Source organism: Comamonas sp. MYb396, assembly GCF_037479555.1.
Lineage (GTDB): Bacteria > Pseudomonadota > Gammaproteobacteria > Burkholderiales > Burkholderiaceae_C > Comamonas.
Genome location: NZ_JBBGYU010000009.1, coordinates 168,851 through 194,829 on the forward strand (window position 1 = coordinate 168,851; position 25,979 = coordinate 194,829).

Genomic DNA, 25,979 nt, shown 5'->3' on the forward strand with positions numbered 1-25,979 from the left:
ATGAAATCGCTACTCGACCTGTTCAAACAATTCACGCCTGATGAGCATTTCGATGCCATCAAAATCGGCCTGGCTTCGCCCGAAAAGATCCGTTCGTGGTCTTTCGGCGAAGTGAAGAAGCCCGAGACCATCAACTACCGTACCTTCAAGCCCGAGCGCGATGGTCTGTTCTGCGCCAAGATCTTTGGCCCGATCAAGGACTACGAATGCCTGTGCGGCAAGTACAAGCGCTTGAAGCACCGCGGTGTGATCTGCGAGAAGTGCGGCGTTGAAGTCACGCAGACCAAGGTGCGCCGCGAGCGCATGGGTCACATCGACCTGGCCGCGCCTTGCGCCCATATCTGGTTCCTCAAGTCCCTGCCTTCGCGCCTGGGCCTGGTGCTGGACATGACCCTGCGCGACATCGAGCGCGTGCTGTACTTCGAAGCCTATGTGGTGACCGACCCCGGCATGACCCCGCTGAAGAAGTTCAGCATCATGTCGGAAGACGAGTACGACAAGAACGTCGAAGAGTACGGTGATGAATTCGTGGCCAAGATGGGCGCCGAAGGCATCAAGGACCTGCTCGAAGGCATCGAGATCGACTCGGAAATCGAGCGCCTGCGCAACGACCTGACCGGCTCCGAAGTCAAGGTCAAGAAGAACGCCAAGCGCCTGAAGTTGCTCGAAGCGTTCAAGAAGTCCGGCATCAAGCCCGGTTGGATGGTGATGGAAGTGCTGCCCGTGCTGCCTCCCGATCTGCGTCCTCTGGTGCCGCTGGACGGCGGCCGCTTTGCGACCTCCGACCTGAACGACCTGTACCGCCGCGTCATCAACCGTAACTCGCGTCTGCGCCGCCTGCTGGAGCTCAAGGCCCCAGAGATCATTGCCCGCAATGAAAAGCGCATGCTGCAAGAAGCGGTCGACTCGCTGCTGGACAACGGCCGCCGTGGCAAGGCCATGACCGGCGCGAACAAGCGTGCCCTCAAGTCGCTGGCCGACATGATCAAGGGTAAGAGCGGTCGTTTCCGTCAGAACTTGCTGGGTAAGCGCGTCGACTACTCCGGTCGTTCCGTGATTACCGTGGGCCCAACGCTCAAGCTGCACCAGTGCGGTCTGCCCAAGCTGATGGCGCTGGAGCTGTTCAAGCCTTTCATCTTCGCGCAGCTCGAAGCGCGTGGCATCGCCACGACCATCAAGGCCGCCAAGAAGGAAGTCGAAACCGGCACCCCCGTGGTGTGGGACATCCTGGAAGAGGTGATCCGCGAGCATCCGATCATGCTCAACCGTGCGCCTACGCTGCACCGTCTGGGTATCCAGGCGTTCGAGCCTATCCTGATCGAAGGCAAGGCCCTGCAACTGCACCCGCTGGTTTGCGCGGCATTCAACGCTGACTTCGACGGTGACCAGATGGCTGTTCACGTGCCGCTGTCGGTGGAAGCACAGATGGAAGCCCGCACCTTGATGCTGGCCTCCAACAACGTGCTGTTCCCCGCTTCGGGCGAACCCTCGATCGTTCCTTCTCAGGACGTGGTGCTGGGCTTGTACCAGGCCACCCGCGAGCGGATCAACGGCAAGGGCGAAGGCATGGTGTTCTCCGACATCGGCGAAGTGCAACGCGCACTGGATGCCGAGCAGGTCGAGCGCGCCACCAAGATCAGCGTGCGTCTGACCGAGTGGAACAAGAACAAGGCCTCGGGTGAGTTCGAGCCTACGACCAAGCTGGTGGAAACCACCGTGGGCCGCGCGCTGCTGTCCGAGATTCTGCCCAAGGGTATGCCTTTCTCTTCGATCAACAAGACGTTGAAGAAGAAGGAAATCTCCAAGCTGATCAACATCTCGTTCCGCAAGTGTGGCTTGAAGGAAACCGTGGTGTTCGCCGACAAGCTGCTGCAAAACGGCTTCCGTCTGGCAACCCGCTCCGGTATCTCGATCGCCATTGGCGACATGCTGGTGCCACCGCAAAAGGCCGAGATCATTGCCCGCTCCGAATCCGAAGTGAAGGAAATCGAGCAGCAGTACGTCTCCGGTCTGGTCACGGCTGGCGAGCGCTACAACAAGGTGGTGGACATCTGGGGCAAGGCCGGTGACGAAGTCTCCAAGGTCATGATGGCCCAGCTGGCCAAGGAAAAGGTCATTGACCGCCATGGCAACGAAGTCGATCAGGAATCGTTCAACGCGATTTACATGATGGCCGACTCCGGCGCCCGTGGCTCGGCCGCGCAGATCCGCCAGCTGGCAGGTATGCGTGGTCTGATGGCCAAGCCTGACGGCTCGATCATTGAGACGCCTATTACCGCGAACTTCCGCGAAGGCCTCAACGTGTTGCAGTACTTCATCTCCACCCACGGCGCCCGTAAGGGTCTGGCCGACACGGCGCTGAAGACGGCTAACTCCGGTTACCTGACGCGTCGTCTGGTGGACGTGACGCAGGACTTGGTGATCACCGAGCTCGACTGCGGCACGCACAACGGCACCCTGATGCGCGCTGTGGTCGAAGGTGGTGAAGTGATCGAATCGCTGCGCGACCGTATCCTCGGCCGTACCGCTGCGGACGAAGTGCTGCACCCTGAGACCCGCGCTGTGCTGGCCAAGGCCGGCGACCTGCTGGACGAAGACCTGATCGAAGATCTGGAAGCGGCTGGCGTGGACGAAGTAAAGGTGCGCACGGCACTGACCTGCGAAACCCGCTTTGGTCTGTGCGCTACCTGCTACGGCCGCGACCTGGGCCGTGGCGGCATGATCAACCTCGGCGAAGCCGTCGGTGTGATCGCTGCACAGTCGATCGGTGAGCCTGGCACGCAGCTGACCATGCGTACGTTCCACATCGGTGGTGCGGCTTCGCGTGCGGCTGTGGCCTCCAGCGTGGAAGCCAAGTCCAACGGTATCGTGGGCTTCAACCCACAGATGCGCTATGTGACCAACAACAAGGGCGAACTGGTCGTGATTTCCCGCTCCGGCGAAATCGTGATCCAGGACGAGTACGGCCGCGAGCGCGAGCGTCACAAGATGCCTTACGGCGCTATCTTGTCGATCAAGCCTGATCAACAGATCAAGGCAGGTACCGTGCTGGCCAACTGGGATCCGCTGACCCGACCCATCATTACCGAATACGCCGGTCAGGTGAAGTTCGAGAATGTGGAAGAAGGTCTGACCGTGGCCAAGCAGGTCGACGAAGTGACCGGTCTGTCCACCCTGGTGGTGATCGATCCGAAGCACCGTGGCTCTGCCAAGGTCGTGCGTCCGCAGGTCAAGCTGGCAGATGCCAACGGCCAGGAAGTCAAGATTCCTGGTACCGACCACGCGGTGACGATCGGCTTCCAGGTCGGCGCTCTGCTGCAGGTGCGTGATGGCCAGGAAGTGGGCCCCGGCGAAGTGCTGGCCCGTATTCCAATGGAAGGCCAGAAGACCCGCGACATTACCGGTGGTCTGCCACGTGTGGCCGAACTGTTCGAAGCCCGTACGCCGAAGGACAAGGGTGCGCTGGCCGAGATGACCGGTACCGTGTCCTACGGTAAGGAAACCAAGGGCAAGGTGCGCCTGCAGATCACCGATCTGGAAGGCAAGGTCTGGGAAGAGCTGGTTCCAAAGGAACGCAACATCCTGGTGCACGAAGGCCAGGTGGTCAACAAGGGCGAGCTGATCGTCGACGGCCCAGCCGATCCGCAGGACATCCTGCGCCTGCTGGGTATCGAAGAGCTGTCGCGCTACATCGTCGACGAAGTGCAGGACGTGTACCGCTTGCAAGGCGTGAAGATCAACGACAAGCACATCGAGGTGATCGTTCGCCAGATGCTGCGCCGCGTGGTCATCGAAGCCCCAGGTGATACCTCCTACATCCAGGGTGAGCAGGTCGAGCGCTCCGAAGTGCTCAACACCAACGAAGCTGCACAGCGCGATGGCAAGATCCCAGCGGTCTACTCCAACGTGTTGCTGGGTATTACCAAGGCTTCGCTGTCCACCGACTCCTTCATCTCGGCCGCTTCCTTCCAGGAAACGACCCGCGTGCTGACCGAGGCTGCCATCATGGGCAAGCGCGACGAGCTGCGTGGCCTGAAGGAAAACGTCATCGTGGGTCGTCTGATCCCCGCGGGTACCGGTCTGGCTTACCACCAGGCACGCAAGGCCAAGGACGAGATGGACGAGGCCGAGCGCCGCGCCATCGCCGATGCAGAAGCGGCCGATCTGGCCGGTGTGTCGGAAGAAGCGGTGGCCGCTGCCGATAGCGCTGCAGACCCTGCTGCTGACTAAGCCGCCAATCCCTGACCGGTGCAAGCCGGTCAGGTTGGGATGAGCAAGACCCGTAATTTCGCGCCGCGGAATTACGGGTTTTTTAATGTCCCGCAGGATGGAGATGGCTCTGTGCCAAGCTTCCTTCCGGTTCCACCTTTGGAGCCGGGCAGGGCGCTTTGCACAGCGTCTTTACCAGGCAGGCTCTGCACGCGCAGAGGCCTCCTGGGGCATATCGATTAGTATTCCTTTTGATCCGCAGAGGCCCCCAGGCCTTTGCACTCCTTTGGCATGAACCTCCCTTCCCGTCCACGACAACCCTCCCGGGCCGCCACAGCGCCCACCACCAACCAGGGCCCCAGCCTGTCCGCCCAGCTGCTGGCGGTGGCGCGCGCCTTGCAGGACGTGCGCCAGGGCCAATCTGCCCGCGCCGTGTTGGGCGGGGTGGAGCCCGCGCTGCGCGCCGGCGTGCAGGCCCTGTTGATGGATGTGCTGCGCGTGCTGGGCACCGCAGAGGCGCTGCGTGCCGAGCTGGCCCCGCGCAAGCCCGCCAGCGCGGTCGATGCCTTGCTGTGCACGGCGCTGGCCTTGCTGCTGCCCGAGGTGCCGCGCTACGACGCCTTCACCGTGGTGAACCAGGCGGTGGATGCGGCCAAGAAGCGCTCGGCCACCAAGTCGCAATCGGCCTTCATCAACGGCTGCCTGCGCAGCTTTTTGCGTGAGCGCGATGACCTGCTGCGCGCTGTGGCCCAGGAGCCGGTGGCGCAGTACAACCACCCGCAGTGGTGGCTGGGGCGCCTGCAGCAGGACTATCCGCAGGATTGGCAAGCCATTGTGGCGGCCAACAATGCGCAGGCGCCGATGGCCTTGCGCGTGAACCTGCAGCGCTGCAGCCGCGCCGATTATTTGGCGCTGCTGGATGAAGCGGGCATCGAGGCCGTCGTCGGCGTGGGCGAGGCCGGCCTGGTGCTGACGCGTGGCGTGCCGGTGGACCAGCTGCCGCAGTTTGCGCAGGGCTGGGTCTCGGTGCAGGACAGCGCCGCGCAGATGGCCGCGCCGCTGCTGCTCGATGGCTTGCAGCCGCACGATGGCCGCGCGCTGCATGTGCTCGATGCCTGCGCCGCGCCCGGCGGCAAGACCGCGCATCTGTTGGAAGCCGCCACGCCCCAGCGCCCCATCGACATGGTGGCGCTGGAGATCGATGCCAAGCGTGCCGAACGCATTGGCGATACCTTGGCGCGGCTGTCGCTGCAGGCCGATGTGGTGGTGGCCAGCGGCAGCGAAGTGGCCAGCTGGCTGCCGGCGGTGCAAGCGCGCCACGGAATGCAGCAATTTGATGCAATTTTGTTGGATGCGCCTTGCTCGGCCTCGGGCATCGTGCGCCGCCAGCCCGATGTGCGCTGGCTGCGCCGCGCCACCGACATCGCGCAGCTCGCCGCCATCCAGCGCCAGCTGCTCGAAGCCCTGTGGCCCCTGGTCGTGCCCGGTGGCCGGCTGCTGTACTGCACCTGTTCGGTCTTCCATGAGGAGGGCGAGGGCCAGGTGGCGCAGTTCCTCAGCCGCCACGCCGATGCCCAACGCCTGCCTGCGCCAGGGCATTTGTTGCCACAGTTGCGCGAGGCCGGTCACAATAGCCTGGGCAGCCTGGCGTGCGACCATGACGGTTTTTACTACGCGCTGCTGCACAAGCCGCTTCGTTGAGCCCGTCCGTATGCGATTGATCCACCATTTCCTCCTTGCGCTGATGCTGTGCTGTGCCGCAGCGGCACCGGCCATGGCGTCGGAGAATGAGAAAAAGGTCGAGCTGCAGCTGGTGCGCAATGCCGATGGTGCCTTTGCCACGGTGGCGCTGCAGTTTGCGCTGCCCGACCAGATCGAAGATGCCCTCAATAAAGGCGTGGCGCTGTACTTTGTGCAGGAGGCCGAGATCATCTCCGAGCGCTGGTACTGGCGCGACAAGACCGTCAAGAAAACCGCCCGCTACCTGCGCGTGAGCTACCAGCCGCTGACCCGGCGCTGGCGCCTGCATGTCTCGAGCATGCCGCTGACCGATGCCGGTGCGGTGACTTCGCTGGGCCAGAGCTTTGACAGCCTCGAAGAAGTGATGCTCGTGGTCAAGCGCGTGCGCAACTGGAAGATCGCCAGCGCCGATGAGCTCGCAAGCGATGGGGACTACCTGGTCAAGTTCAGCTTCCGGCTCGATAGCAGCCAGCTGCCGCGCATCTTCCAGTTCGCGCCGTTCAGCAATGGCGGCCTGAACCTGCAGCTCAGAAGCCAGCTGCCGCTGCCCGAGGCGAGTGCGCAGTGAAAATCGAAAAATCATCGTCGATGCGCGTGGCCTACACGCCCAGCCGTGCGCGCTGGTCGGTGATCGTGGGCCTGTCGGCGATGATCGGCATCGGCCTGGTGCTGCTCTTCCTGCTGTCTTTCGCCACCAACAACCGCGTGCTCTACGAGCGCTACTACGGCGTGCTGCTGGGCGTGAACATCGGCGTGGCCTGTGTGCTCAGCATGGTGGTGCTGTGGGGTGTAGCCATCCTGGTGCGGCGCCTTGTGGCCCGGCGCTTTGGCAGCAAGCTGCTGCTCAAGCTGGCCGCCACCTTTGCGCTGGTGGGCGTGCTGCCCGGCGTGGTGATCTATTTCGTCTCCTACCAGTTCGTCTCGCGCTCGATCGAGAGCTGGTTCGATGTCAAGGTCGAAGGCGCGCTGGACGCCGGGGTCAACCTTGCGCGCATCACGCTCGATACCACCTCCACGGCGATGGCCGAGCGCACCCGCACGGCCAGCAGCCAGCTGTCCCAGATATCGGATGCCGCATCCGGCCTCGTGCTCGAACGCATCAAGGACCAGCTCGGCGCCGATGACGTGGTGCTGTGGTCGGCCAGCTCCCAGGCCATTGCCAGCACCGGCCAGTCGCGCTTTGTGCTCAACCCCGACAAGCCCTCGGCCGCCTTGCTGCGCACCGCCACCCAGCAGCAGCGCGCCTATCAGATCGATGGCCTCGAAGAGGTGTCCGACATCAACGGCGCCATCACCGGCGACCCGTCCAAGGTGCGCGTCAAAACCCTGGTGCAGGTCGCCAATGGCGATGTGGGGGTGATCCCCGATGGCCGCTTTTTGCAGGCCACCATGCCGCTGCCAGCGGCCTTGGTGGTCAACGCCCTCAAGGTGCAGGAGGCCAACCGCGAATACCAGGAGCGCGCGCTGGCACGGGACGGCCTGCGCCGCATGTACATCGGCACGCTCACCTTGAGCCTGTTCCTGGCCGTCTTTGGCGCCGTGGTGCTGGCCGCCTTGCTGGGCAACCAGCTGGTGCGCCCGCTTTTGGTGCTGGCCGAGGGCGTGCGCGAGGTGGCATCGGGCAATCTGCGACCCAAACCGGTGCTGCCCAGCAAGGACGAGTTAAGCGGCCTGACCCGCTCCTTTGCCGAGATGACCCAGCAGTTGCTCGACGCGCGCCGTGCCGTCGAGCGCGGCATGCGCCAGACCGATGAGGCGCGCCAGAGCCTGCAGACCATTCTGGACAACCTCACCGCCGGCGTCATCGTGCTTGATGGAGAGGGCGTCATCCACTCCAGCAACCCCGGGGCCACCCGCATTCTGCGTGCGCCGCTGGCCGCGTTTGAAGGCCGCCCGCTGCGCGATCTGCCCGGGCTGCAGGCCTTTGCGCAAGAGGTGGACCGCCAGTTTGCCCGCCTGCACGATGTGACCGACGAGCACTACCTGGACCACTGGCAGCAGCCCTATGAGCTCCATGGCGACAGCCAGCTGCCCAACCAGAACAGCATCAACCTGGTGGCGCGCGGCGCCACCTTGCCCGACAACCGCCGCCTGCTGGTGTTCGACGACATCTCCGAGATCGTCTCGGCGCAGCGCGCCCAGGCCTGGGGCGAGGTGGCCAGGCGCCTGGCCCATGAGATCAAGAACCCGCTGACACCGATCCAGCTGTCGGCCGAGCGGCTGGAGATCAAGCTGGGAAACAAGCTCGAAGGCCAGGACCAGGCGATTTTGAAAAAGTCTGTCACCACCATCGTCGACCAGGTCGATGCGATGAAACGCCTGGTCAACGAGTTCCGCGACTATGCCCGCCTGCCGGCCGCCGAGCTGCAGGCCGTGGACCTCAATGCACTGGTGATGGACGTGCTGCATTTATATGGCGCGGAAAATGCTGTGATACCGGTGGAGGCAGAGCTGGACAGTGCGGCCCCACGTATCATGGGCGATGCGCAGCAGTTGCGGCAGGTCATCCATAACTTGCTGCAAAATGCGCAGGATGCAACGCAACAGGCCTGGGTGGGCCAGGAGGCATCAGCACCGGCGGTGCGGATCTCCACCCGGTTCAGTGGCAACAGCAAACGCGTGCGTTTGACAATTGCTGACTGCGGTTGCGGTTTTCCAGAACATATATTACAAAAGGCATTTGAGCCCTACGTGACGACCAAGCCCCGAGGTACCGGCTTGGGCTTGGCCGTCGTCAAGAAAATTGCGGACGAGCATGGCGCTCGCGTAGAAATCTCTAATCGAGTCGAGGGGGAAAAAATCTTAGGTGCCCAAGTGTCGTTATCATTCTCTATCGAAAAAGAGTTGATGATTTGAAATAACTCTCACACCTGCTGCACTGGATTTTCAAAAAATATGGCAAATATTCTGGTTGTCGATGACGAATTGGGAATTCGGGATCTCCTGTCGGAGATCTTGAACGATGAAGGCCACAGCGTGGACGTTGCGGAGAACGCCACACAGGCGCGCTTGGCCCGCAACGAAAGCGGCTACGACCTGGTGCTGCTCGACATCTGGATGCCCGACACCGATGGTGTGTCGCTGCTCAAAGAGTGGTCGATGACCGGCCTGCTCACGATGCCCGTGATCATGATGAGTGGCCACGCCACCATTGATACCGCCGTCGAAGCAACGCGCATTGGCGCGTTCTCTTTTTTGGAAAAGCCCATCACGATGCAAAAGCTGCTCAAGGCAGTCGAGCAGGGCTTGCAGCGCAATGTGCCCGCACCCGCTGCAGCGCCAGCGGCTGCCGTACCGGGCAAGGCAGTGCCATCCTTCAGCCCCAGCGGCTACAGCGCCCCGGTGGTTGCCACGGTTGCCACCGCAGCTGCAGCGGACGCCGCGCCCAATGCCCACCAGGGCTTTGACCTGGACCGGCCGCTGCGCGAGGCACGGGACGGCTTCGAGAAGGCCTACTTCGAGTTTCACCTGGCGCGCGAAGGCGGCTCGATGACCCGCGTGGCCGAGAAGACCGGCCTGGAGCGCACCCACCTCTACCGCAAGCTGCGCCAGCTGGGCGTGGACCTGAGCCGCAATAAAAAGAACTGATTTCAGTTTTTTGAAAAAGCGCCCTTTTTTTCGGGCTATAATTCAACTCGTGGGCCCGGTAGCTCAGTTGGTAGAGCAGCGGATTGAAAATCCGCGTGTCCGTGGTTCGATTCCGCGCCAGGCCACCAAAACAACAAGCCTCTGCATCAGTGATGGTGCAGAGGCTTTCTTGTATCTGCCCCTGCATCGCATGTGCGGCAATTCCCCCAAATTTCCGAACGGGCGCGCGGCACAGGCTATAATGCTAGCTTGTGTTGGCCCGGTAGCTCAGTTGGTAGAGCAGCGGATTGAAAATCCGCGTGTCCGTGGTTCGATTCCGCGCCAGGCCACCAAACGCATTCCCAAGCCCATCCTCAGTGATGGGCTTTTTTGCGTCTGGCGCGGGCTCAGCGGTTGGGCGGCGCCGCGCCGGCAGCCCTGTCAAGCAGCAGCTGCTTGAGCCCTGCCGGGAAGAGCGCCGGGCCACCCGGCATGTCCAGCGCCGCCACATCAAACCAACGCGCCGTGCACAGGGTGCCGTTGTTTTCGCGAAAGCGGATCTGGTCCAGGTGCGCAAAGGGCGCTGCATCAAACACGACATTGGCGATAAACAGCACCTCATGGCCTACCGCCCCGTGGTGCGTGTAGAGGTTCTCCATCACGATGGGCGGTCCCTGGACCTGCACCGCCACGCCCAGCTCCTCGTGGAACTCGCGTTGCAGCGCTGCCTGCCAGCGCTCGCCAAACTCGACGCCGCCGCCAAGGGGGCGCACCCCTGTCAGGCGGCCCGCATCATCCAAGACCTCGGTCGCCAGCAATTGGCCATTGCGCCAGTGCAGGCCAATGGCTTTGACTTTGATGTGCTGGGGTGGGCGCCATGGGGTGGTTGCCGTCATGCTTGCTTCTATAAAAGTAGGGTGTTAGTGGTGGCCGCTGCGTGCGCGCATACGCTCACACAGTTGCTGTATGACTCCAGTCACCAGCGCGTGGTCGGCTGGCTCCAACTCAGCAAGCCATGCACTGATCTGCATGGCTTGCTGATCAGGGGTGGCTGCGTGTTCGCTGACCAAGTCACTGATATGCACCTGCAGCGCTGCCGCGAGGCTCTCTAGCGTTTGCAGCGAGGGCGTTGATTTTCCGCATTCGAGGCGGTCAATGGCCTCGGGCTCGACCTGCAGGCGGTATGCCAAATCTGCTTGCGACCAGTTGCGTGATTGTCTGAGTTCTGCAATGCGATTTCCAACTCGCTTGCCGATGGGCTCTCTCTTTTTCGCCATATTCGTTCAACTCCCATTCGCCCCACCTTCAAGCGCAAGAAGAGAAGGGCAGGGCACGAGTTTCAGGAGTTCTTCAAATGCTGTCGTCACGAAATACGTGACAACAAACAGGCGCGTTGGTGGCACAGTCCGGTGGAGTCAATGGGCGCTGCGTTCTGCTGCTGAACTCAGGTTTTTGTCTACTGCGCAATGCGAGGGGGCCGCGATGTCGATGATGGATACGCCCTCCATCAACCACCAGGTGAACGCAGCCGCTCACAAAGCTGCTGCATGATGCCGGTGACAAAGGCGCGGTCCGCCGGTTCCAGCTCGGACAGCCAGGCGCTGATCCGCATGGCCTGGTCATCGGGGGCGGTGGAGCTGTGGGCGAGCAGATCGGCGATGCCCACGCGCAGTACCGAGGCAAGGCTTTCGAGCGTATGCAGTGAGGGCACCGAGGCCCCGCGTTCAAAGCGGCTGATGGTCTCGGGCTCCACCTGCAGACGCTCTGCCAGCTGCGCCTGCGTCCATTGGCGCGACTTGCGCAGCTGGGCAATGCGCTGGCCCAGCAGTTGGGCCAAGGGCTTCTCGGCAAGCTTCTTATTGATCATATCTGTCTAGTTCAAATCCAACAGTTATGGTTGTGTGCCGGTGCGGAATGGGCCAGAATGCAATATGTGGAATCCAATGCAATTTCGCTATATGTGTTGCCGTCCCCGAGCGCTGCCAGGGGATGGGCAGGCACGGTTTCAGAGCATCCTGGCATGCACATCACCTAATGAAAGGAACTTCGCGCCATGGAGCAGGCACAACCGCACAAGCGCCACCGCCCAGCGAGCGACAAGACGGCTGGGCGCAAGGCCGTGATGCAGACCAGCTTCACCGCAGCAAGGCCGGCTGCCAAGCCAGCGGCCGCGGCGCAGCGCCGGTTTGGCGCGATACAGATTGGCATTTGCGTGCTGTTCTTTGTGGAAGGTCTTTGGGGCCTGTACCTGGTGGGCTGGCCGGCGCTGAGCCTGTGCGTTCTGGGGGCGATATACATGGTCAAGGTGGCCAGGCGCCGTAGGGCGCCGCAAGGCAGCGGTAAGCGCTAAGCCCACCACGCCTTCCGAATGAGGCTGTTGTTGGCGCTGGGCATCGCCAACAACAGCGATGGCGGCAGGAAAAAAAGCATGCGGACATGCTGCTCTGTGTATAAGACATGTCAACAAATCTAATTTCAGCCGCCCATGTAATATTTTGCAAGGCCAAGGGGCTACGATGGTTACAGATGACTACATCACCATCCCCACCGTCTGCCCATGCCGATAAGTCGCTCCAGGGTCTGCTGCCGCCGGATCTATGGAAGCTGCTGGCCAGGCACGACATCACCACGCTGGCCCAGGTTGAAGCGCTGTATCCGGCCAAGCTGTTGAAAATCCATTACCTGGGGCCGGTGCGTTTTCGGCAGATCGAGGCGCTGCTTTTTCCCGGGCGGCGCTATGAGGTGCCTGTGCTGGCACCGATCGAGACAGAAGATCTGGATGGGACCTCGCTCGAAGGCCTGGTGTCCCGGCGTGTATTGATCACCCTGCGCCGGCATGGCATCAAGACCGTGCAGCAACTGGTGGCCGCCTATCCCCGGCGCCTGGTGGAGATAACGGGCTTTGGTATCAAGGCGCTGCGTGAAGTGGAGGCCACGTTTTTTGATGGGCAGCGCTTTGAGCCGATGAAATCAAGAAAAACCATAAGTAACACGATTAAGCAAAGATGATTATGATTTCATCAATATGGCAAATGGTTCCGCGTCACACCCTGGCACTTCACTAGAAGGGAAGCTGCCTGCGCCATTGGTACGGATTCTTGTGCACCACGGCATCGATAGCGTCGAGGCGGTGCGCAAGGCTTACCCGCTGGGGCTGCTCGCCATCAAGGGCATCGGCCTGCTGCGCCTGCGCAAGATTGAAAAGGCCTTTTTGCCCGGCCAGTCCTATGTTCCCATGCATGCGATGCCCGAGTTGCCCTTTGTCTCCGGCTCTTGTCTCAATGGCTCGCTGCCCGTGGCCATCGTGCGTGCACTGGCGCGCGGCGATATCACCACCCCCGAGCAACTGCGCCAGGCCTACCCCCATGAACTGCTGAAGATCCGCTCGCTGGGCGAGGGCTCGCTGCGCGAGATTGAGCGCGTCTACTTTCCAGGCCAGCGCTACGTGCCGCCAGGCAACGGAAAAATCCGCTAATCGGGACAGTTGTCTTTGTTGTCCTATTTGCAGCAGCGCTGCCGACTACGGTTGCGCTGACCGGTGCGTCTGCGTCTGCGCTGACCTCTATCCTCTGCACCCCCCACACCTCACTCTGGACAAGCAGCGTTGCTGAGCCCGCCTCGGGTATGGCGCTGCTGGCTTCCCCTGCTTAGCTCCCCTCCCATCCCGCCCCATGTGCTTGTTGTGCTACGGCATGCCAGCGGTGTGCAGCGCTATCTGCGCGCTGGTCCCGGTGACGCGGACAGGAATCCTGGCGCAATAAATGCGCTAAAAGTCCATTCCTCGACAGGCATGATTAAGTGCAGCCGATGCCCTATCGATGATTAATTTATAAATTCAATAAAATGACCTTTGCAATAAAACAAAGGAAATTGATATTTACCAAATAATGGTCGCATCCGACTGTGGCAAATTTGAACAAGCAGCTCTGGAAATGGACAGCAATCGCTATAGCGCTTGACCATTTTTGTAGTTGTATGGCAATGTAAGCAGTGCGAAATAGTAATGAAGAGGCGGCATAGGAATTGGCTATTTGCTCTCTTGCAGCGATCTCCCCTGGCAGGTGACTGTGAGCGCTTCTGCTCTGTATTTGTTTGGTAATTTCAATTTCAAAGGATGCGCATGATTAAATCTAGCACGCAGTCCGCTGGTATTGCCGGCGTTGCTTTTCCTGGCATCCCATCGCGCCTGGCTTCTTATTTAAGCCTGTGCGCATTAGGTGGATCGGCATTGCTGGCATCGGGTGCTGCTAATGCAGTGCCGGGGGTGCCGCAGGCACCGTCTGTGATATTCACAGAAGACTTTCAGAATATCGAGCCAGCCACCAGCGGGGATATTCTGACGGATTATGTGGGTGTAACGGGCCAAACCTATACGGCAGCCCCGTCTTGGCTCACAGGCTGCAACGGGCTGATGTCATCGGCAGACCAGCCGGTTGCGGGAGCGGATGGTCAGGCAGCCAGCTGTGGCGGCCAAGAGCCATGGAATGTGACCCAGCAGCTGGCACAGGCGATTGGCACCTTCAAGGGCCAGGCGACCCCCGCGACCAATTTCGCCGTGTCGGCCTATACCTCCAACAATCCTGGCGCGGGCAATGTGGAGTTTGAAACAGTGACACCGCTGACGCTGCCGATCCCCAGCCGCTTCATCGCCGTGGGTATCGATGTGGCAGCCGCCAACTGCTACCGGGCCAGCGCACCACAGTTGCAGTTCGCTTTGCTCGATGATGGCACCCCAGTTGCTGCCGGTGGTCAGATCAATGGATGTGGCGGCACGTTGCAGGACATGCCGGCGCTGGGCGCTGCTGGCGCCGCGACGGCGGGGCAAGGTGCGCGGGTGGGCACCTATACCAGTGGCGGTGTACTGGTCAACAGCGCCTCCGTCGGCATCCGCATGACCAATGCCAATGGCAGTGGCGGTGGCAATGACCATGCCTTTGACAATATCCAGTTGCTGGATGTCAGCCCGACCCTGGACAAATCGTTCAGCCCGGCAACCCAGCCAGTAGGCGGCGTGAGTGTGCTGACCTTCACGATCACCAATACGACGGAGCTGGGTGCCAAGGCCGGCTGGTCGTTTACCGACAACCTGCCCGCCGGCCTGGTGGTGGCGCCCACACCGGCAACCGCCACGACCTGCCCCAGCGGCGTCGTGACGGCAGCAGCTGGTGCCACCAGCATCGATGTGACCGGCAATCTGGCCGATGCGATGGAGTCCTGCACGGTGTCCGTCAGCGTCACATCCGCCACGGCCGGCGCCTATGCCAATGGCCCGGACAACATTGAATCGGCGGGCTTGAACCCACCGCAGGTGTCCACCGTGACCTTCACTGCGCCCAGCACGCCATCCAACCCAACACCGGTTCCCGCCAATGCGCCTTGGGGCGTGCTGCTGCTGTCGGCCTTGGTCGCAGGCTTTGCCAGCTTGCGGGCCGCTCGCAACCGCGCCTGATCTGGCGCGCTGCGCCAGCGCAGCACCGGGTTAGCTCCCTCCACCAAGGCACAAGGCCTGGGTTCAGCACCATGCCGAACCCAGGCCTTTTTTTATCGGCGGACGCTGTACCACTACCAGCGGCTCGCGCCGCCAGCCTCTCAGCGGCGCTGCGCGCGTCGCAGCACCAGCATGCCCAACAGCGCCATGGCGGCCACCATCAGCAGCAGCTTGATGGTATCCAGCGCAGGCACTGCAGCGGGCACAGCAGGCGCCGTGCGCACCAGCGTGTTGACGAAGGAGGCCGTGTTGCCATTGGCTGCGGTGACCAGCGTCACTGGCGCGGGCAGGCTGGTGCTCCAGGTGTAGCCTGCCGGCGCCTCGGGCATGGTGGGCGCTTCGCTCACGGTGCAGCTGGCGCCCTGGGGCACGTTGGTGATGGCGATGGCCCCTGCGTTGCTGCCGCTCAAGCTCACTGCCGTAGTAAAGCTGCCGTCTGCACCGCAGTTGGCGCTAAAGCTGAAGCTGCCGCTGATGCCCGCTGCCGGGCCGCCGGCCACGGCCTTGCTGATCGTGATATCGGTGTTGGCGCGCGCCAAGGTGTTGACCAGCTGCGCGCTATTGGCCGCTGGGGGCGCTGCCATCGTGACGGAGACGATGGGCGCGGGGTCTTCCACCCAGAGATGGTTGGCGGGCGGCGTGGGGCGCGTGCCCTCGGTCACCACGCAGCTGCCGCTGGCGATCACCGGCGTGGTGGAGACGCTGCCGGTGGTGGCCGTGTCCAGCGTGATCGAGGTGTTGATCGCTGGCGCGACCACGCCGTCGCTGCCGGTGCAGACCACCGAGACGGGGAAGCTGCTGCCCGTCAGATCCACGGGCGTGACGTTGGCGGGCCAGACCACCTGCTTGGAGATGGCAAGCTGCGCGGCATGGCAGGCGAGGCTTGCGGTCGCTGGCGTATTGACCTGGCCGGTGGGCGAGACAAAGTCGGTACCTGGCGTGATGGTGTTGGTCACCGACGGGGTGCTGATGCATGCCTGGCGGCCGGCATCGGTGTTGGGCCATTGCACGGGCACGGTGATGGTGCAACCGCCACCAGGAATGGTCATGCCACTATCGCTGATGATGTCCGAGCCTGGCACGGCACTGAACGTGCCAGCGGTGCAGGAGTTGCTCACGGCGCCCGGTGCCACCACCAGGGGGGCAGGCAGTTTGTCGCTCAGCGTCACGTTGCTGATGTCCTGCGATGTGCTGTTGGACAGCGTGATCGTCAGCAGCGTGGTGTTGTCACTGCCACCCAGATAGAGGTCCGTTTTGTCAAAGCGCTTGCTGACCTTGGGCAGGCCGCAGGCGCCGCTTTCCGAGGTAGCGGCATTGAGGAAGGCGGGCGCGACCTTGCCTTGGTTGGTGGTCCAGGGTGGGCCGTAGAAAATCGAGATATCGACCACGGCAAACACGCAAGCGCCTCGGCCGGCATTGGATTGCACGGTGGGAATCAACAGCCCATAGACATTATTGGTTGGCGTTGTGCCTGCCGGTGGCAGCGCTCCGGCTACGTACAGTGCGTTGTTGGCGGGCACGTTATTGATGTAGGTGATGTAGCCGCCCTGCAAGGGGTTCAGTGCCGTGAACGAGCCCGCATAGGGCGAGTTGGTGTTCAACGGGAAAGCGGCATATGCATTGACGGTGGTGCCCAAGCTAAACGTGGACTGGGTGCCGGCATTGAGCGTATCCACCATTCGCTGGGCATTTTGGGCGTTTCGGTTCTCGCAACAGCCATCGACAAAGAAGACGATGGAGTTGGCCCAGCGATTGGCCACCGCCGTCTGCAGCACGGCCCAGTTGCTCGGGTCGACCGCCCGGTAGGTGCTCGCCACAATCACGATGTCATAGGCTGAGCCAGACGCGGCGGTAAAGGTTGCCGCGGAGATCGCATTGGCATTGCCCAGCACGGACCTGCGTGTCAGTTGGCCAGAGCTGGGCAGTGCATTGGTAAATTCGTTCTCAAGATTTTGGTAGGCCGCGATGGCATCGGCGTCTTCAGGATTGGGCCCTGCGGGATCCGAGTTGGTGGTCAGCAGCAAAACCTGTTGTGCCAGCGCATGCTGCGCGCCGAAGCTCAACAAAAAAGCTGCCAGCAGCAGCCTGAAAAACATCAATGGATTGGTCATGTCTCTTCCCATGGAATCTGCTCAGCGATAAAGCGCAGCACATAGTCTCATTCAGTAATGTAACTATTAGATGATATTTGTATCAATATGAATCATAAACCAGACGTGTGATGGCCGATGCAGGCGCTCGACAAAGCCATGCATGGACCTTCAATCCAGGTCATGTATTGATTAATTAAATGGGAATGTACTGTCTATTGATGATTGGGCGTGTATGTTTTTGCCCGCCTGCAGCGCGAATGCAGCAAACAATTGTCAGCCCAGAGGCAGCCTTCACTGCCGCCTGCCTGCTTTCTTGATTGCTATCAGAAGTGGAGCGTTTTAAGGTTGGAAATGTCTGCCCTGCCCGCCGCAGGTCCTTGGTGCGCCATCACACTCTGGCTGCCCAGACCCCGGCCGGGCTGCTGGCCCATCGGCCACCGCGCTGGGGCTGGCGCAGCGCCTTAAAACTCCAGGTTATCGATCAGCCGCGTACTGCCCAGGCGTGCCGCGCCCAGCGCCACCAGCGGCGCGCTGGCCAGCTCGCCGTCGGCCGGTGCCAGCAGGTTGTGGCGCTGGCGCACGGTCAGGTAATCGGGCTCCCAGCCCAGGGCCCGCAGCGACTGCATGGCCTGGGCTTCGAGCGCAGGCAGGTTGGCGGGCGCGTTGCGGGCGGCGGCGGCCAGCACCTTCAATGCTTGGGACAGGGCCATGGCCTGCTGGCGCTCGGCCGCGCTCAGGTAGCCATTGCGCGAGCTCAGTGCCAGGCCGTCGTCGGCGCGCGCGGTGGGGCAGCCGATGATCTCGATGGGCAGCGCAAACTGCGCCACCATGCGGCGGATGACCATCAGCTGCTGGTAGTCCTTCCAGCCAAAAATGGCCGCGCCCCCGCCGGTGCTGGCAAATACGCAGCTGAACAGCTTCATCACGACGGTGCAGACCCCCGTGAAAAAGCCGGGGCGGAACTCGCCCTCCAGAATGTCGGCCAGCGCCGGGTCCGGCTGCACCTTGAACAGCTGGGGCTCGGGGTACAGGTCCTTCTCACGCGGGGCAAACAGGATGTCGCAGCCGGCCGCCTGCAGCTGGGCGCAGTCGCCCTCCCAGGTGCGGGGATAGCTGTCGAAATCTTCGGTCGGCAGGAACTGCAGGCGGTTGACGAAGATGCTCGCCACTGTCACCGCGCCATGGCGTTTGGCCTCATGCACCAGCGAGATATGGCCTGCATGCAGATTGCCCATGGTGGGCACAAAGGCGGGCCGGCCGCGCTCGGCCAGGGCTTGTCGGAGTTCTGCGATGGTATGGGTAACTTGCATGGTGGGCATGGGCGTTGCCAGCGGTGGTGCAGGGAGCGCCGAGCATAGCAGCACACCCATGGGTTTTGTATAGGGCTATTAGAGGGGTCTATGGTTTGCCTGCGGTCGCCGCATGCGCTTGCCCTATAATTTTCCGGTCGCGGCGCGCAAACACTGTTCTTGCAGCGCACGCCTGGGTCAACCGACTCCGTGTCAGGCCAGTCGCATTTGGGCCTCTGCATCCGCTAGGGTACAGAGGCTTTTCCCTTTTTATACCGGCACCGGATCTGCATTTTTGCAACCGGCATGCCTTGATTTTTTCGTCCGATTCCCGTGTCGGACCTGGTCTTTATGTCATCTGCATCCGCCATCTTGGGCATTGATTTCGGCACTTCCAATTCGGCCATGGCGTTCAAGGCCGACCTGGCTGCGCCCGGGCCTTCCACGCTGTTGCAGGCCGAGGGCGCTTCGCAAGCGATGCCAACGGCCGTGTTCTTCAACACCGAGGACCACAGCACCCACTACGGGCGCGATGCCGTCTCGCGCTATCTGGAAGGCACCGAAGGCCGGCTGATGCGCTCGCTCAAAAGCCTGCTGGGCAGCGCGCTGATGCAGGAGAAAACGGTGGTGCACGGCAAGCTGGTGGCCTACCAGGACATCGTGGCGCTGTTTGTGCAGCAGCTGGCGGCCACGGCCGAGCGCCAGATGGGCCACCTGCCAAGCACCGTCGTCATGGGCCGGCCGGTGCATTTTGTCGATGAGGACGCGGGGCGTGACCAAGCGGCGCAAACGGCCCTGCAGCATGCCGCGCAGGCAGCAGGCTTCAAGGATGTGCGCTTTCAGCTGGAGCCCATTGCCGCAGCACTGGACTATGAGCAGCGCATTGCCAACGAGGCGCTGGTGCTGGTGGTCGACATTGGCGGCGGTACCTCGGACTTCACCGTGGTGCGCCTGGGCCCCGAGCGCCGCAACAAGCCCGAGCGCAGCAGCGACATTCTGGCCACCACCGGCGTGCACATTGGCGGCACCGATTTTGACCGGCGCCTGAGCCTGATGGCGGCCATGCCGCTTCTGGGCCTGCAGCATGTGGGGCCCAGCGGGCGCGAGGTGCCCAGCGCGGTCTTCCATGACTTGTCGACCTGGCACCTGATCCAGTGGCTGTACAGCCCGCAGCGCCAGCGCGAGGTGCAGGCGCTGCGCAGCAGCTACAGCGATACGGCACTGCATGACCGGCTGGTGCGGCTCTTGCAAGAGCACTGGGGCCACCGCCTGGCCAATGCGGTCGAAGAGACCAAGATCGGCCTGTCCAACCACCAGCGCGTGCAAAAGCTGGAAGTCGATTGGCTGGAGCCGGGCCTGAGCCCCGAGGTCTGGCCCGACGATCTGCAGCAATGCCTGCAGGCCTTGCTGGCCCAGGTGGCGCAGTGCGCGCTCGATTGCGTGCAGGCCGCCGGCCTGCAGCAAGGGCAGATCGATGCGATCTACCTGACCGGCGGTTCGTCGGCATTGCAGCCGCTGCGCGCAGCGCTGGCGCAGGCTTTTCCGGATACCCCACAGGTCGAGGGCGATCTGTTTGGCGGTGTGGCGGCGGGCCTGGTGCACGGCCAGGCGCTTTAAACCTCAGCGCAGCAGCGGCGATCAGTCGTCGCCTTGCTCGGCATCGCGCTTCCAGGCCAGTGCCGTGTCATACAGCGCATTGCGCGGCGCGCCCGTGATATCGGCGGCCAGCTTGACGGCGGTCTTGGTCGGCAGCTCGGCCAGCAGCAGCGCCAGCACGCGGTGGGCATCGGCCAGGCCATCGGTTTGCACTGCCTGCGGGTGCAGCAGCAGTGCAAACTCGCCCTTGCTGCGGTGCGGGTCGGCCGCCAGCCAGCCGGGCACATCGGCCGCAGGCATGGTGGCAATGTCTTCAAACTGCTTGGTCAGCTCGCGGCCCAAGGTCACGGGCCGGTCCTGCAGCACGGCCAGCGCCTGGGCCAGGTCGGCAATGCGGTGGGGCGCCTCCAGCAGCACGAGGGTGCGCGGGTCCTGCGCCAGTTGGGCGACGGCCTGCTGGCGCTCCTGCGCCTTGGTGGGCAGAAAACCGATAAACGCAAAGCCGCTGCTGGCGCCTTCGCCGGCCACTGCACCGGCAGCGCTGACCAATGCGGTCACGCTGCTGGCGCCGGGCAGGGGGCTCACGCGCAGGCCCGCGCGTGCAACAGCCGCCGCCAGGCGTGCGCCCGGGTCGCTGACGCCGGGCGTGCCGGCATCGCTCACATAGGCAATGCGCTGGCCTTGCTGCAGGCGGTGGATGACCTGCTCGGCCGCCTCGGCCTCGTTGTGCTGGTGCAGCGCAATCAGCTGGCCGCCCGACTTGCCAACGCCATAGGCGCGTAGCATGCTGTGGGTGTGGCGGGTGTCCTCGCAGGCGACGGCATCGGCCAGCTCCAGCACATGCAGCGCGCGCAGGGTGATGTCGGCCAGGTTGCCGATGGGCGTGGCCACCACATACAGGGTGGAGGCAGGGTAGTGCTGGGTGCCGGCGGCAGCCTGGGCTGCTTGCAAAGCGGAGGTGAAAGATGCAGACACCGTGGAAGATCCTTGAAAAATGGCGCGGCCAGGGCCCGTCTGCTGCATCGCCCGGCGCCACCAGCGAAGGGGCAGACAACAGCAAGCTGCGTGGCCAGCAGGCAGAAGATGCCGCGCTCCATTATCTCCAACAACAGGGGCTGCGCCTTTTGGCGCGCAATTACCGCACGCCCGGGCGCGGCGGCGGCGAGATCGATCTGGTGATGCAGGAGCGCGATGGTACCGTCGTGTTTGTCGAGGTGCGCCAGCGCCAGCACAGCGGCTTTGGCGGTGCGGGCGGCAGCATTGGCAGCAGCAAGCAGCGGCGCATCATCCTGGCCGCCCGCCACTACCTGGCCAGCCTGCGCCAGCAGCCGGCCTGCCGTTTCGATGCGGTGCTGGTCGAGCAGGAGATCGTCTGGCTGCGGGCCGCCTTTGATGTGCCCGAAGGGGGCTAGGGCCCTCTGCGAAATTCGCTGCTGGATCTGAACGCGGGCTCGGGTGATCCGCGCCCATCCCATGTGGCGAGGGTGGTGCAAAGGGCCCTGAAGCGCGCAGTTGCTGGGCTTTGCATGCGTATGGGGACTGAGAAAAGTCATCATCCCGACCCCAGGGGGAAACCGGCCAAGGTTATCATCGGGCCTCCATGCTTGAGCAACACATCCAACAGCACTTTATCGATAGCGCCGATCTCCACTACCAGGTGTCACAGGAGATGAGCGAAAGCGTCGCCAGCGCGGTCTACGCGCTGCTCGCCTGTGTGACCAGCGGCAACAAGGTGATGTGCTGCGGCAATGGCCTGTCCTGGGCGCAGGCGGCGCAATTTGCCGCCATGTGCGTCAGCGGCATGGAGCGCGAGCGCCCCGAGCTGGCGGCCCTGGTGCTCGACAACGATGCACTGGCGCAGGCCCAGCTGGGCAGCAGCCTCACGCCCGAAGGCCTGCCGCAGGCGCTGGCGCGCCAGGTGCGAACTTTGGGCCAGCCTGGCGATCTACTGCTGGTCATCAGTGCCGATGGCCATGACAGGGCCCTGTTGGCTGCGATCGAGGCGGCGCATGAGCGCGACATGTCGGCCGTGGTGCTGACCGGTCGCAGCGGTGGCCTGCTGGCCAATGCCTTGAGCGAAACCGATGTACTGATGCGCGTGCCGCATGACCGCAGCACCCGCGTGCGCGAGGTGCACCAGCTGGTGCTGCACTGTCTGATTGACGGAATCGATACCCAATTGTTAGGAGAAGAGGAATGATGCCTGTGTCTTGGAAGCGATTGACCCTGTGTCTGGTGGCGGCTGGCGCCGTCGCTGGGGCCGTGTCCGGCTGCGTTCCGCTGGTGATCGGCGGCGCTGCCGTCGGCGGCACGGTGATGGCGATCGACCGCCGCACCGCCGGCATCCAGGTGGAGGACGAGAGCATTGAGATGCGCGTGGCCAGCGCCATCCGCGAGCGTGCCGGCAATGACGGGCATATCAATGTCACCAGCTACAACCGCCAGGTGCTGCTGACCGGTGAGGCGCCCAACGAGGCCTTCAAGCAAAAGGCCGAAGAGGCCGCCAAGACCGCGCAGAATGTGCGCTCCGTCGTCAACGACGTGGGTGTGATGTTCAACTCCAGCCTGTCGCAGCGCTCGACCGATACGCTGATCACCGGCAAGGTGCGCGCGAGCATCATCGATGCCAAGGACCTGAGCTCCAGCGCCATCAAGGTGGTGACCGAGCGCAATGTGGTCTACCTGATGGGCCGCGTGACCGAGCGCGAATCCAAGCGCGCGGCCGAAATCGCCCGGGGCGTGGCCAATGTGCAAAAGGTGGTGCGCGTGTTCGAGGTGATCAGCGAGGAAGAGCTCAAGTCCCTCAGCAACAACCGCAGCACCGGCAATGCCGCCCCGGTCGTCAACGACAGCAGCGCATCGGCCATCACCACCCAGCCCGCGACCGTGGTGCCCGCGCCTGCCGCCGCACCGGCAGCGCCTGCGGCAGCACCCGTGTCGACGGGCGTGACCACCTCGCCGGTCAACACCACGCCGGTGCAACCGCTCAACGATGGTTTCACGACCAAGCCCTGATCTGCACAGATCCTCCAGCAAAAAGGCCGCATCAGCGGCCTTTTTGCATGGGGTGATCCGTTTCAGGCCTTCTTGCCCAGGCGGGTGATCAGGCTCGACGTATCCCAGCGGTTGCCGCCCGATTGCTGCACATCGGCATAGAACTGGTCGACCAGGGCCGTGAGCGGCAGGCGCGAGCCATTGCGCTTGGCCTCGTCGAGCACCAGGCCCAGGTCCTTGCGCATCCAGTCCACGGCAAAACCGAAGTCGAACTTGCCCTCGACCATGGTCTTGCCCCGGTTTTCCATCTGCCAGCTTTGCGCCGCACCCTTGCTCACCACATCCAGCACCTGGGGCATGTCCAGGCCGGCATTCATGCCAAAGGCAATCGCCTCGGACAGGCCTTGCACGACACCGGCGATGCAGATCTGGTTGACCATCTTGGCCAGCTGGCCCGCGCCGCTGCTGCCCAGCAAGGTGAAGGCGCGCGAGAAGGCCATGGCCACCGGCTTGACGGTGTTGAACACCGCGTCATCGCCGCCGCACATGACGGTGAGCTGGCCGTTGACGGCCCCGGCCTGGCCGCCGGAGACGGGTGCATCGATAAAGTGCAGGCCCTGGGCCTGGGCGGCGGCATACAGCTCGCGGGCCACATTGGCCGAGGCGGTGGTGTGGTCGACAAAGATGGCGCCAGGCTTCATGCCGGCCAGCGCGCCATCGGCGCCCAGTACGACCGAGCGCAGGTCATCGTCATTGCCCACGCAGCAGAACACGATATCGGCGCCGGCAACGGCCTCGCGCGGCGTGGCTGCATGGCGGGGTGCCTTAGAGCTGGCAAATTCGTCGCACCAGCCTTGCGCCTTTTGCGCGGTGCGGTTGTAGACGGTGACCGCGTGCCCGGCCTGGGCCAGGTGGCCTGCCATGGGGTAGCCCATGACGCCCAGGCCCAAAAAGGCGACGTTCAGGGAAGGGGTGCTGTCATAGCTGCGTGCTTGAATACTCGATGCCATTGCGGTGACTCCAAAAAGAGCGGCACCCAAGGCGGGCCTGGGTGCCGTGTAGCTGAAAACCCAAAACGCTGACAGCTTAAACGATTGTCAGGTGCTCCGTGCCCTCGGCCAGGTCACTGCGCTTGGCGCGCTGGCTGCCCAGCTTGATCTGCAGGCGCAGGTCGTTGACCGAGTCGGCGTTGCGCAGCGCGTCTTCGTAGGTGATCATGTTGGCCTCGTAAAGGTCAAACAGCGCCTGGTCAAAGGTCTGCATGCCCAGGTTGCGGCTTTTCTTCATGATCTCCTTGATCTCGCCCACCTCGCCCTTGAAGATCATGTCGGAGATCAGCGGCGAGTTGAGCATTACCTCCACCGCAGCCACCCGGCCCTTGCTGTCCTGCTTGCTCAAAAGGCGCTGCGACACCAGGCCGCGCAGGTTGAGCGACAGGTCCATCAGCAGCTGCGCGCGGCGCTCTTCGGGGAAGAAGTTGATGATCCGGTCAAGCGCCTGGTTGGCGCTGTTGGCGTGCAGGGTGGCCAGGCACAGGTGACCGGTTTCGGCAAAGGCCACCGCGTGCTCCATGGTTTCGCGGTCGCGGATTTCGCCCATCAGGATGACGTCGGGCGCCTGGCGCAAGGTGTTTTTCAGCGCCGCCTCCCAGTTGTCGGTGTCCAGGCCCACTTCGCGCTGGGTCACGATGCAGTTCTTGTGCGGGTGGACAAATTCCACCGGGTCTTCGACGGTGATGATGTGGCCGTGGGAGTTCTCGTTGCGCCAGTCGACCATCGCCGCCAAGGTGGTGGACTTGCCCGAGCCGGTGGCGCCCACCATGATGCACAGGCCGCGCTTGGTCATCGCCAGGTCCTTGAGCACCTGGGGCACGCCCAGGCCGTCAATCGTTGGCAGGGTCAATGGAATGGTCCGCAGCACGAGACCCACATGGCCTTGCTGCATGAAGGCATTGACCCGGAAGCGCCCGATGCCCGAGGGCGAGATCGCGAAATTGCATTCCTTGGTCTTTTCGAACTCGGCGACCTGCTTGTCGCTCATGATCGAGCGGGCCAGCGTCAGCGAGTGGGTGGGCGACAGCGGCTGGCTGGAGACCTTGGTGACCTTGCCATCGATCTTGATGGCCGGCGGAAAGTCAGCGGTGATGAACAAATCGCTGCCATTGCGCTGCACCATCAGCTTCAACAGGTCGTTGATGAACTTACTGGCCTGATCCCGTTCCATGACAATCCTCTCTGCGCTCCGTTATTGTTGCGGATGCAGCAGAAGCGCCCTGGGAACGGCCGCCCTGAGGGGCTCAGGGCTCGATCCGGGCGCTGGTCTGCCGCAGCCGCGTGGAGAGTTTGCGCGTGAACAAGGCCAGCAAATAGGCGGCCGTGGACGCGTCCAACTCCATCATGGCATCCAGTGTATCGGCCTTCAGCACGGCCAGTGCACAGTCGGTGGTGGTGGTACACGAAGAAAAACGCGGACTGCTGTCAAACAGAGACATTTCGCCCAGCACTTCGCCGGGGTGGGTGTCGGCCAGATGCACGCTCTGGCCATTGCCGAGTTGCCGATCGACCCCCACCTGGCCGCTCAGCACGATCAGCAGGTAGTCGCCCAGCTCGCCTTGCTGGATCAGGGTTTGCCCGGCCGGCACCTGGTAGAACTCCAGGTACTGCACCATCTGGTCGATAAAGGGCGATTGCAGCAAGGACAGCGCCGCATCCTGGGCCCAGACCATGCGCAGCGCCGTGGCCGGGTCGGCCGGGGCCAGCAGCTGGGCGTGGATGGCCTTGCGGCGCTGGCTCCAGAGCACATAGGGGACCTCCGACGTGCTGGCCTGCTGGAAACCATGGAGGAAGAAGCCGGTGTCTGCCTCGGCGGCATCGTCTGCCGGGGATGCGGAATGCAAGCGGTTCATGGCCCAGGGTCTCCTTTGATCCCGCAAAGCATAAAGGGCACCTGCGGTACTGGCAATGACCGCTGGTGCCCTTCGTGCAACCGTTTGTCAGTTGGTCA

21 protein-coding genes, 2 tRNA genes and 1 pseudogene are annotated in these 25,979 nt (G+C 63.0%); 15 read left to right on the top strand and 9 right to left on the bottom strand.

Translation table 11 applies throughout. From position 1 onward, the window contains the following. From rpoC to WH265_RS19875, 7 genes are all read left to right on the top strand, one after another. Positions 1 to 4,230 (top strand): DNA-directed RNA polymerase subunit beta', encoded by a 4,230-nt coding sequence (gene rpoC, locus WH265_RS19845; protein WP_021025384.1) that lies wholly within the window; start codon positions 1 to 3, stop codon positions 4,228 to 4,230. Between the two features lie 270 nt (positions 4,231 to 4,500). Beyond that, positions 4,501 to 5,910 (top strand): 16S rRNA (cytosine(967)-C(5))-methyltransferase RsmB, encoded by a 1,410-nt coding sequence (rsmB, locus tag WH265_RS19850; protein WP_339559405.1) that lies wholly within the window; start codon positions 4,501 to 4,503, stop codon positions 5,908 to 5,910. A 10-nt stretch (positions 5,911 to 5,920) separates the two neighbouring features. Next, positions 5,921 to 6,517, top strand: coding sequence for a DUF4390 domain-containing protein (locus WH265_RS19855; RefSeq protein ID WP_158400413.1), 597 nt, complete (start codon positions 5,921 to 5,923; stop codon positions 6,515 to 6,517). A 20-nt stretch (positions 6,518 to 6,537) separates the two neighbouring features. Continuing rightward, positions 6,538 to 8,805, top strand: coding sequence for a sensor histidine kinase (locus WH265_RS19860; protein ID WP_339521085.1), 2,268 nt, complete (start codon positions 6,538 to 6,540; stop codon positions 8,803 to 8,805). 39 nt (positions 8,806 to 8,844) lie between these two features. Then, the gene (locus WH265_RS19865) at positions 8,845 to 9,537 is read left to right on the top strand and encodes a response regulator (RefSeq protein ID WP_021024637.1); all 693 of its coding nucleotides are present in this window, start codon (positions 8,845 to 8,847) and stop codon (positions 9,535 to 9,537) included. Positions 9,538 to 9,589: 52 nt separating this feature from the next. After that, a tRNA-Phe gene (locus tag WH265_RS19870) sits at positions 9,590 to 9,665 on the top strand. A 128-nt stretch (positions 9,666 to 9,793) separates the two neighbouring features. Further along, positions 9,794 to 9,869 (top strand) — tRNA-Phe (locus WH265_RS19875). Positions 9,870 to 9,923: 54 nt separating this feature from the next. Here WH265_RS19875 and WH265_RS19880 read toward each other — a convergent pair. From WH265_RS19880 to WH265_RS19890, 3 genes are all read right to left on the bottom strand, one after another. Then, complete coding sequence (locus tag WH265_RS19880; protein ID WP_339559406.1) at positions 9,924 to 10,412, bottom strand: NUDIX hydrolase; 489 nt, start codon at positions 10,410 to 10,412, stop codon at positions 9,924 to 9,926. Between the two features lie 24 nt (positions 10,413 to 10,436). Further along, positions 10,437 to 10,793, bottom strand: a complete 357-nt coding sequence (locus WH265_RS19885; protein ID WP_339559407.1) for a helix-turn-helix domain-containing protein — start codon at positions 10,791 to 10,793, stop codon at positions 10,437 to 10,439. A gap of 230 nt (positions 10,794 to 11,023) precedes the next feature. Beyond that, positions 11,024 to 11,383 carry a helix-turn-helix domain-containing protein gene (locus WH265_RS19890; protein WP_339559408.1) on the bottom strand — a complete coding sequence of 120 codons (360 nt, stop codon included), beginning with the start codon at positions 11,381 to 11,383 and terminating at the stop codon, positions 11,024 to 11,026. Between the two features lie 186 nt (positions 11,384 to 11,569). Between WH265_RS19890 and WH265_RS19895 the strand changes: the two genes are divergently transcribed. From WH265_RS19895 to WH265_RS19910, 4 genes are all read left to right on the top strand, one after another. After that, positions 11,570 to 11,866, top strand: coding sequence for a hypothetical protein (locus tag WH265_RS19895; RefSeq protein WP_339559409.1), 297 nt, complete (start codon positions 11,570 to 11,572; stop codon positions 11,864 to 11,866). Positions 11,867 to 11,973: 107 nt separating this feature from the next. Further along, positions 11,974 to 12,525, top strand: coding sequence for a DNA-directed RNA polymerase subunit alpha C-terminal domain-containing protein (locus WH265_RS19900; RefSeq protein WP_312989957.1), 552 nt, complete (start codon positions 11,974 to 11,976; stop codon positions 12,523 to 12,525). Positions 12,526 to 12,616: 91 nt separating this feature from the next. After that, complete coding sequence (locus WH265_RS19905; RefSeq protein WP_339536040.1) at positions 12,617 to 12,991, top strand: hypothetical protein; 375 nt, start codon at positions 12,617 to 12,619, stop codon at positions 12,989 to 12,991. A gap of 1,011 nt (positions 12,992 to 14,002) precedes the next feature. Continuing rightward, complete coding sequence (locus WH265_RS19910; RefSeq protein ID WP_339521038.1) at positions 14,003 to 14,965, top strand: DUF7933 domain-containing protein; 963 nt, start codon at positions 14,003 to 14,005, stop codon at positions 14,963 to 14,965. Between the two features lie 140 nt (positions 14,966 to 15,105). Here the strand turns inward: WH265_RS19910 and WH265_RS19915 are convergent, their stop codons facing one another. Beyond that, positions 15,106 to 17,115, bottom strand: coding sequence for a DUF5979 domain-containing protein (locus WH265_RS19915; RefSeq protein ID WP_339559410.1), 2,010 nt, complete (start codon positions 17,113 to 17,115; stop codon positions 15,106 to 15,108). Positions 17,116 to 17,558: 443 nt separating this feature from the next. Further along, positions 17,559 to 18,407 carry a pantoate--beta-alanine ligase gene (gene panC, locus WH265_RS19920; protein WP_339559411.1) on the bottom strand — a complete coding sequence of 283 codons (849 nt, stop codon included), beginning with the start codon at positions 18,405 to 18,407 and terminating at the stop codon, positions 17,559 to 17,561. Positions 18,408 to 18,737: 330 nt separating this feature from the next. On the opposite strand from panC, the gene WH265_RS19925 reads away from it, so the two are divergent. Continuing rightward, a complete protein-coding gene (locus WH265_RS19925) occupies positions 18,738 to 20,003 on the top strand; it encodes an Hsp70 family protein (RefSeq protein WP_312989951.1) in 1,266 nt (421 codons plus the stop codon). 21 nt (positions 20,004 to 20,024) lie between these two features. On the opposite strand, the gene rsmI is transcribed toward WH265_RS19925, so the two are convergent. Then, positions 20,025 to 20,957: a 16S rRNA (cytidine(1402)-2'-O)-methyltransferase gene (gene rsmI, locus WH265_RS19930; protein ID WP_339559412.1), complete on the bottom strand. Its 933-nt coding sequence runs from the start codon at positions 20,955 to 20,957 to the stop codon at positions 20,025 to 20,027. Between rsmI and WH265_RS19935 the strand changes: the two genes are divergently transcribed. The 3 genes and pseudogenes from WH265_RS19935 to WH265_RS19945 form a co-directional block, all read left to right on the top strand. Beyond that, the gene (locus WH265_RS19935) at positions 20,948 to 21,394 is read left to right on the top strand and encodes a YraN family protein (protein WP_116927666.1); all 447 of its coding nucleotides are present in this window, start codon (positions 20,948 to 20,950) and stop codon (positions 21,392 to 21,394) included. The genes rsmI and WH265_RS19935 overlap by 10 nt on opposite strands. 188 nt (positions 21,395 to 21,582) lie before the next feature. Beyond that, complete coding sequence (locus tag WH265_RS19940; RefSeq protein WP_021027358.1) at positions 21,583 to 22,182, top strand: SIS domain-containing protein; 600 nt, start codon at positions 21,583 to 21,585, stop codon at positions 22,180 to 22,182. Next, positions 22,182 to 22,841, top strand: a pseudogene (locus WH265_RS19945) (BON domain-containing protein); the annotation flags it as partial. The gene WH265_RS19940 and the pseudogene WH265_RS19945, both read left to right, overlap by 1 nt. Positions 22,842 to 23,059: 218 nt before the next feature. Here WH265_RS19945 and WH265_RS19950 read toward each other — a convergent pair. The 3 genes from WH265_RS19950 to WH265_RS19960 all read right to left on the bottom strand — a co-directional run bounded on the left by WH265_RS19950 (position 23,060) and on the right by WH265_RS19960 (position 25,881). Beyond that, on the bottom strand, positions 23,060 to 23,986 hold the full coding sequence (locus WH265_RS19950) for an NAD(P)-dependent oxidoreductase (RefSeq protein ID WP_339536052.1): 927 nt from the start codon (positions 23,984 to 23,986) through the stop codon (positions 23,060 to 23,062). Between the two features lie 76 nt (positions 23,987 to 24,062). Beyond that, positions 24,063 to 25,199: a PilT/PilU family type 4a pilus ATPase gene (locus WH265_RS19955; protein WP_021027361.1), complete on the bottom strand. Its 1,137-nt coding sequence runs from the start codon at positions 25,197 to 25,199 to the stop codon at positions 24,063 to 24,065. Between the two features lie 73 nt (positions 25,200 to 25,272). Next, positions 25,273 to 25,881, bottom strand: coding sequence for a cyclic nucleotide-binding domain-containing protein (locus tag WH265_RS19960; protein ID WP_339559413.1), 609 nt, complete (start codon positions 25,879 to 25,881; stop codon positions 25,273 to 25,275). Positions 25,882 to 25,979 lie beyond the last annotated feature (98 nt).

Bases quoted from the DNA above. Each gene is read 5' to 3' on its own strand.
- rpoC (WP_021025384.1), top strand. From the start codon at position 1: ATGAAATCGCTACTCGACCTGTTCAAACAATTCACGCCTGATGAGCAT.
- WH265_RS19925 (WP_312989951.1), top strand. From the start codon at position 18,738: ATGTCATCTGCATCCGCCATCTTGGGCATTGATTTCGGCACTTCCAAT.
- WH265_RS19865 (WP_021024637.1), top strand. From the start codon at position 8,845: ATGGCAAATATTCTGGTTGTCGATGACGAATTGGGAATTCGGGATCTC.
- WH265_RS19885 (WP_339559407.1), bottom strand. From the start codon at position 10,793: ATGGCGAAAAAGAGAGAGCCCATCGGCAAGCGAGTTGGAAATCGCATT.
- WH265_RS19855 (WP_158400413.1), top strand. From the start codon at position 5,921: ATGCGATTGATCCACCATTTCCTCCTTGCGCTGATGCTGTGCTGTGCC.
- WH265_RS19940 (WP_021027358.1), top strand. From the start codon at position 21,583: ATGCTTGAGCAACACATCCAACAGCACTTTATCGATAGCGCCGATCTC.
- rsmB (WP_339559405.1), top strand. From the start codon at position 4,501: ATGAACCTCCCTTCCCGTCCACGACAACCCTCCCGGGCCGCCACAGCG.
- WH265_RS19890 (WP_339559408.1), bottom strand. From the start codon at position 11,383: ATGATCAATAAGAAGCTTGCCGAGAAGCCCTTGGCCCAACTGCTGGGC.
- WH265_RS19880 (WP_339559406.1), bottom strand. From the start codon at position 10,412: ATGACGGCAACCACCCCATGGCGCCCACCCCAGCACATCAAAGTCAAA.
- WH265_RS19960 (WP_339559413.1), bottom strand. From the start codon at position 25,881: ATGAACCGCTTGCATTCCGCATCCCCGGCAGACGATGCCGCCGAGGCA.
- WH265_RS19955 (WP_021027361.1), bottom strand. From the start codon at position 25,199: ATGGAACGGGATCAGGCCAGTAAGTTCATCAACGACCTGTTGAAGCTG.
- WH265_RS19860 (WP_339521085.1), top strand. From the start codon at position 6,538: ATGCGCGTGGCCTACACGCCCAGCCGTGCGCGCTGGTCGGTGATCGTG.
- WH265_RS19915 (WP_339559410.1), bottom strand. From the start codon at position 17,115: ATGACCAATCCATTGATGTTTTTCAGGCTGCTGCTGGCAGCTTTTTTG.
- WH265_RS19935 (WP_116927666.1), top strand. From the start codon at position 20,948: ATGCAGACACCGTGGAAGATCCTTGAAAAATGGCGCGGCCAGGGCCCG.
- WH265_RS19950 (WP_339536052.1), bottom strand. From the start codon at position 23,986: ATGGCATCGAGTATTCAAGCACGCAGCTATGACAGCACCCCTTCCCTG.
- panC (WP_339559411.1), bottom strand. From the start codon at position 18,407: ATGCAAGTTACCCATACCATCGCAGAACTCCGACAAGCCCTGGCCGAG.
- WH265_RS19895 (WP_339559409.1), top strand. From the start codon at position 11,570: ATGGAGCAGGCACAACCGCACAAGCGCCACCGCCCAGCGAGCGACAAG.
- WH265_RS19900 (WP_312989957.1), top strand. From the start codon at position 11,974: ATGTCAACAAATCTAATTTCAGCCGCCCATGTAATATTTTGCAAGGCC.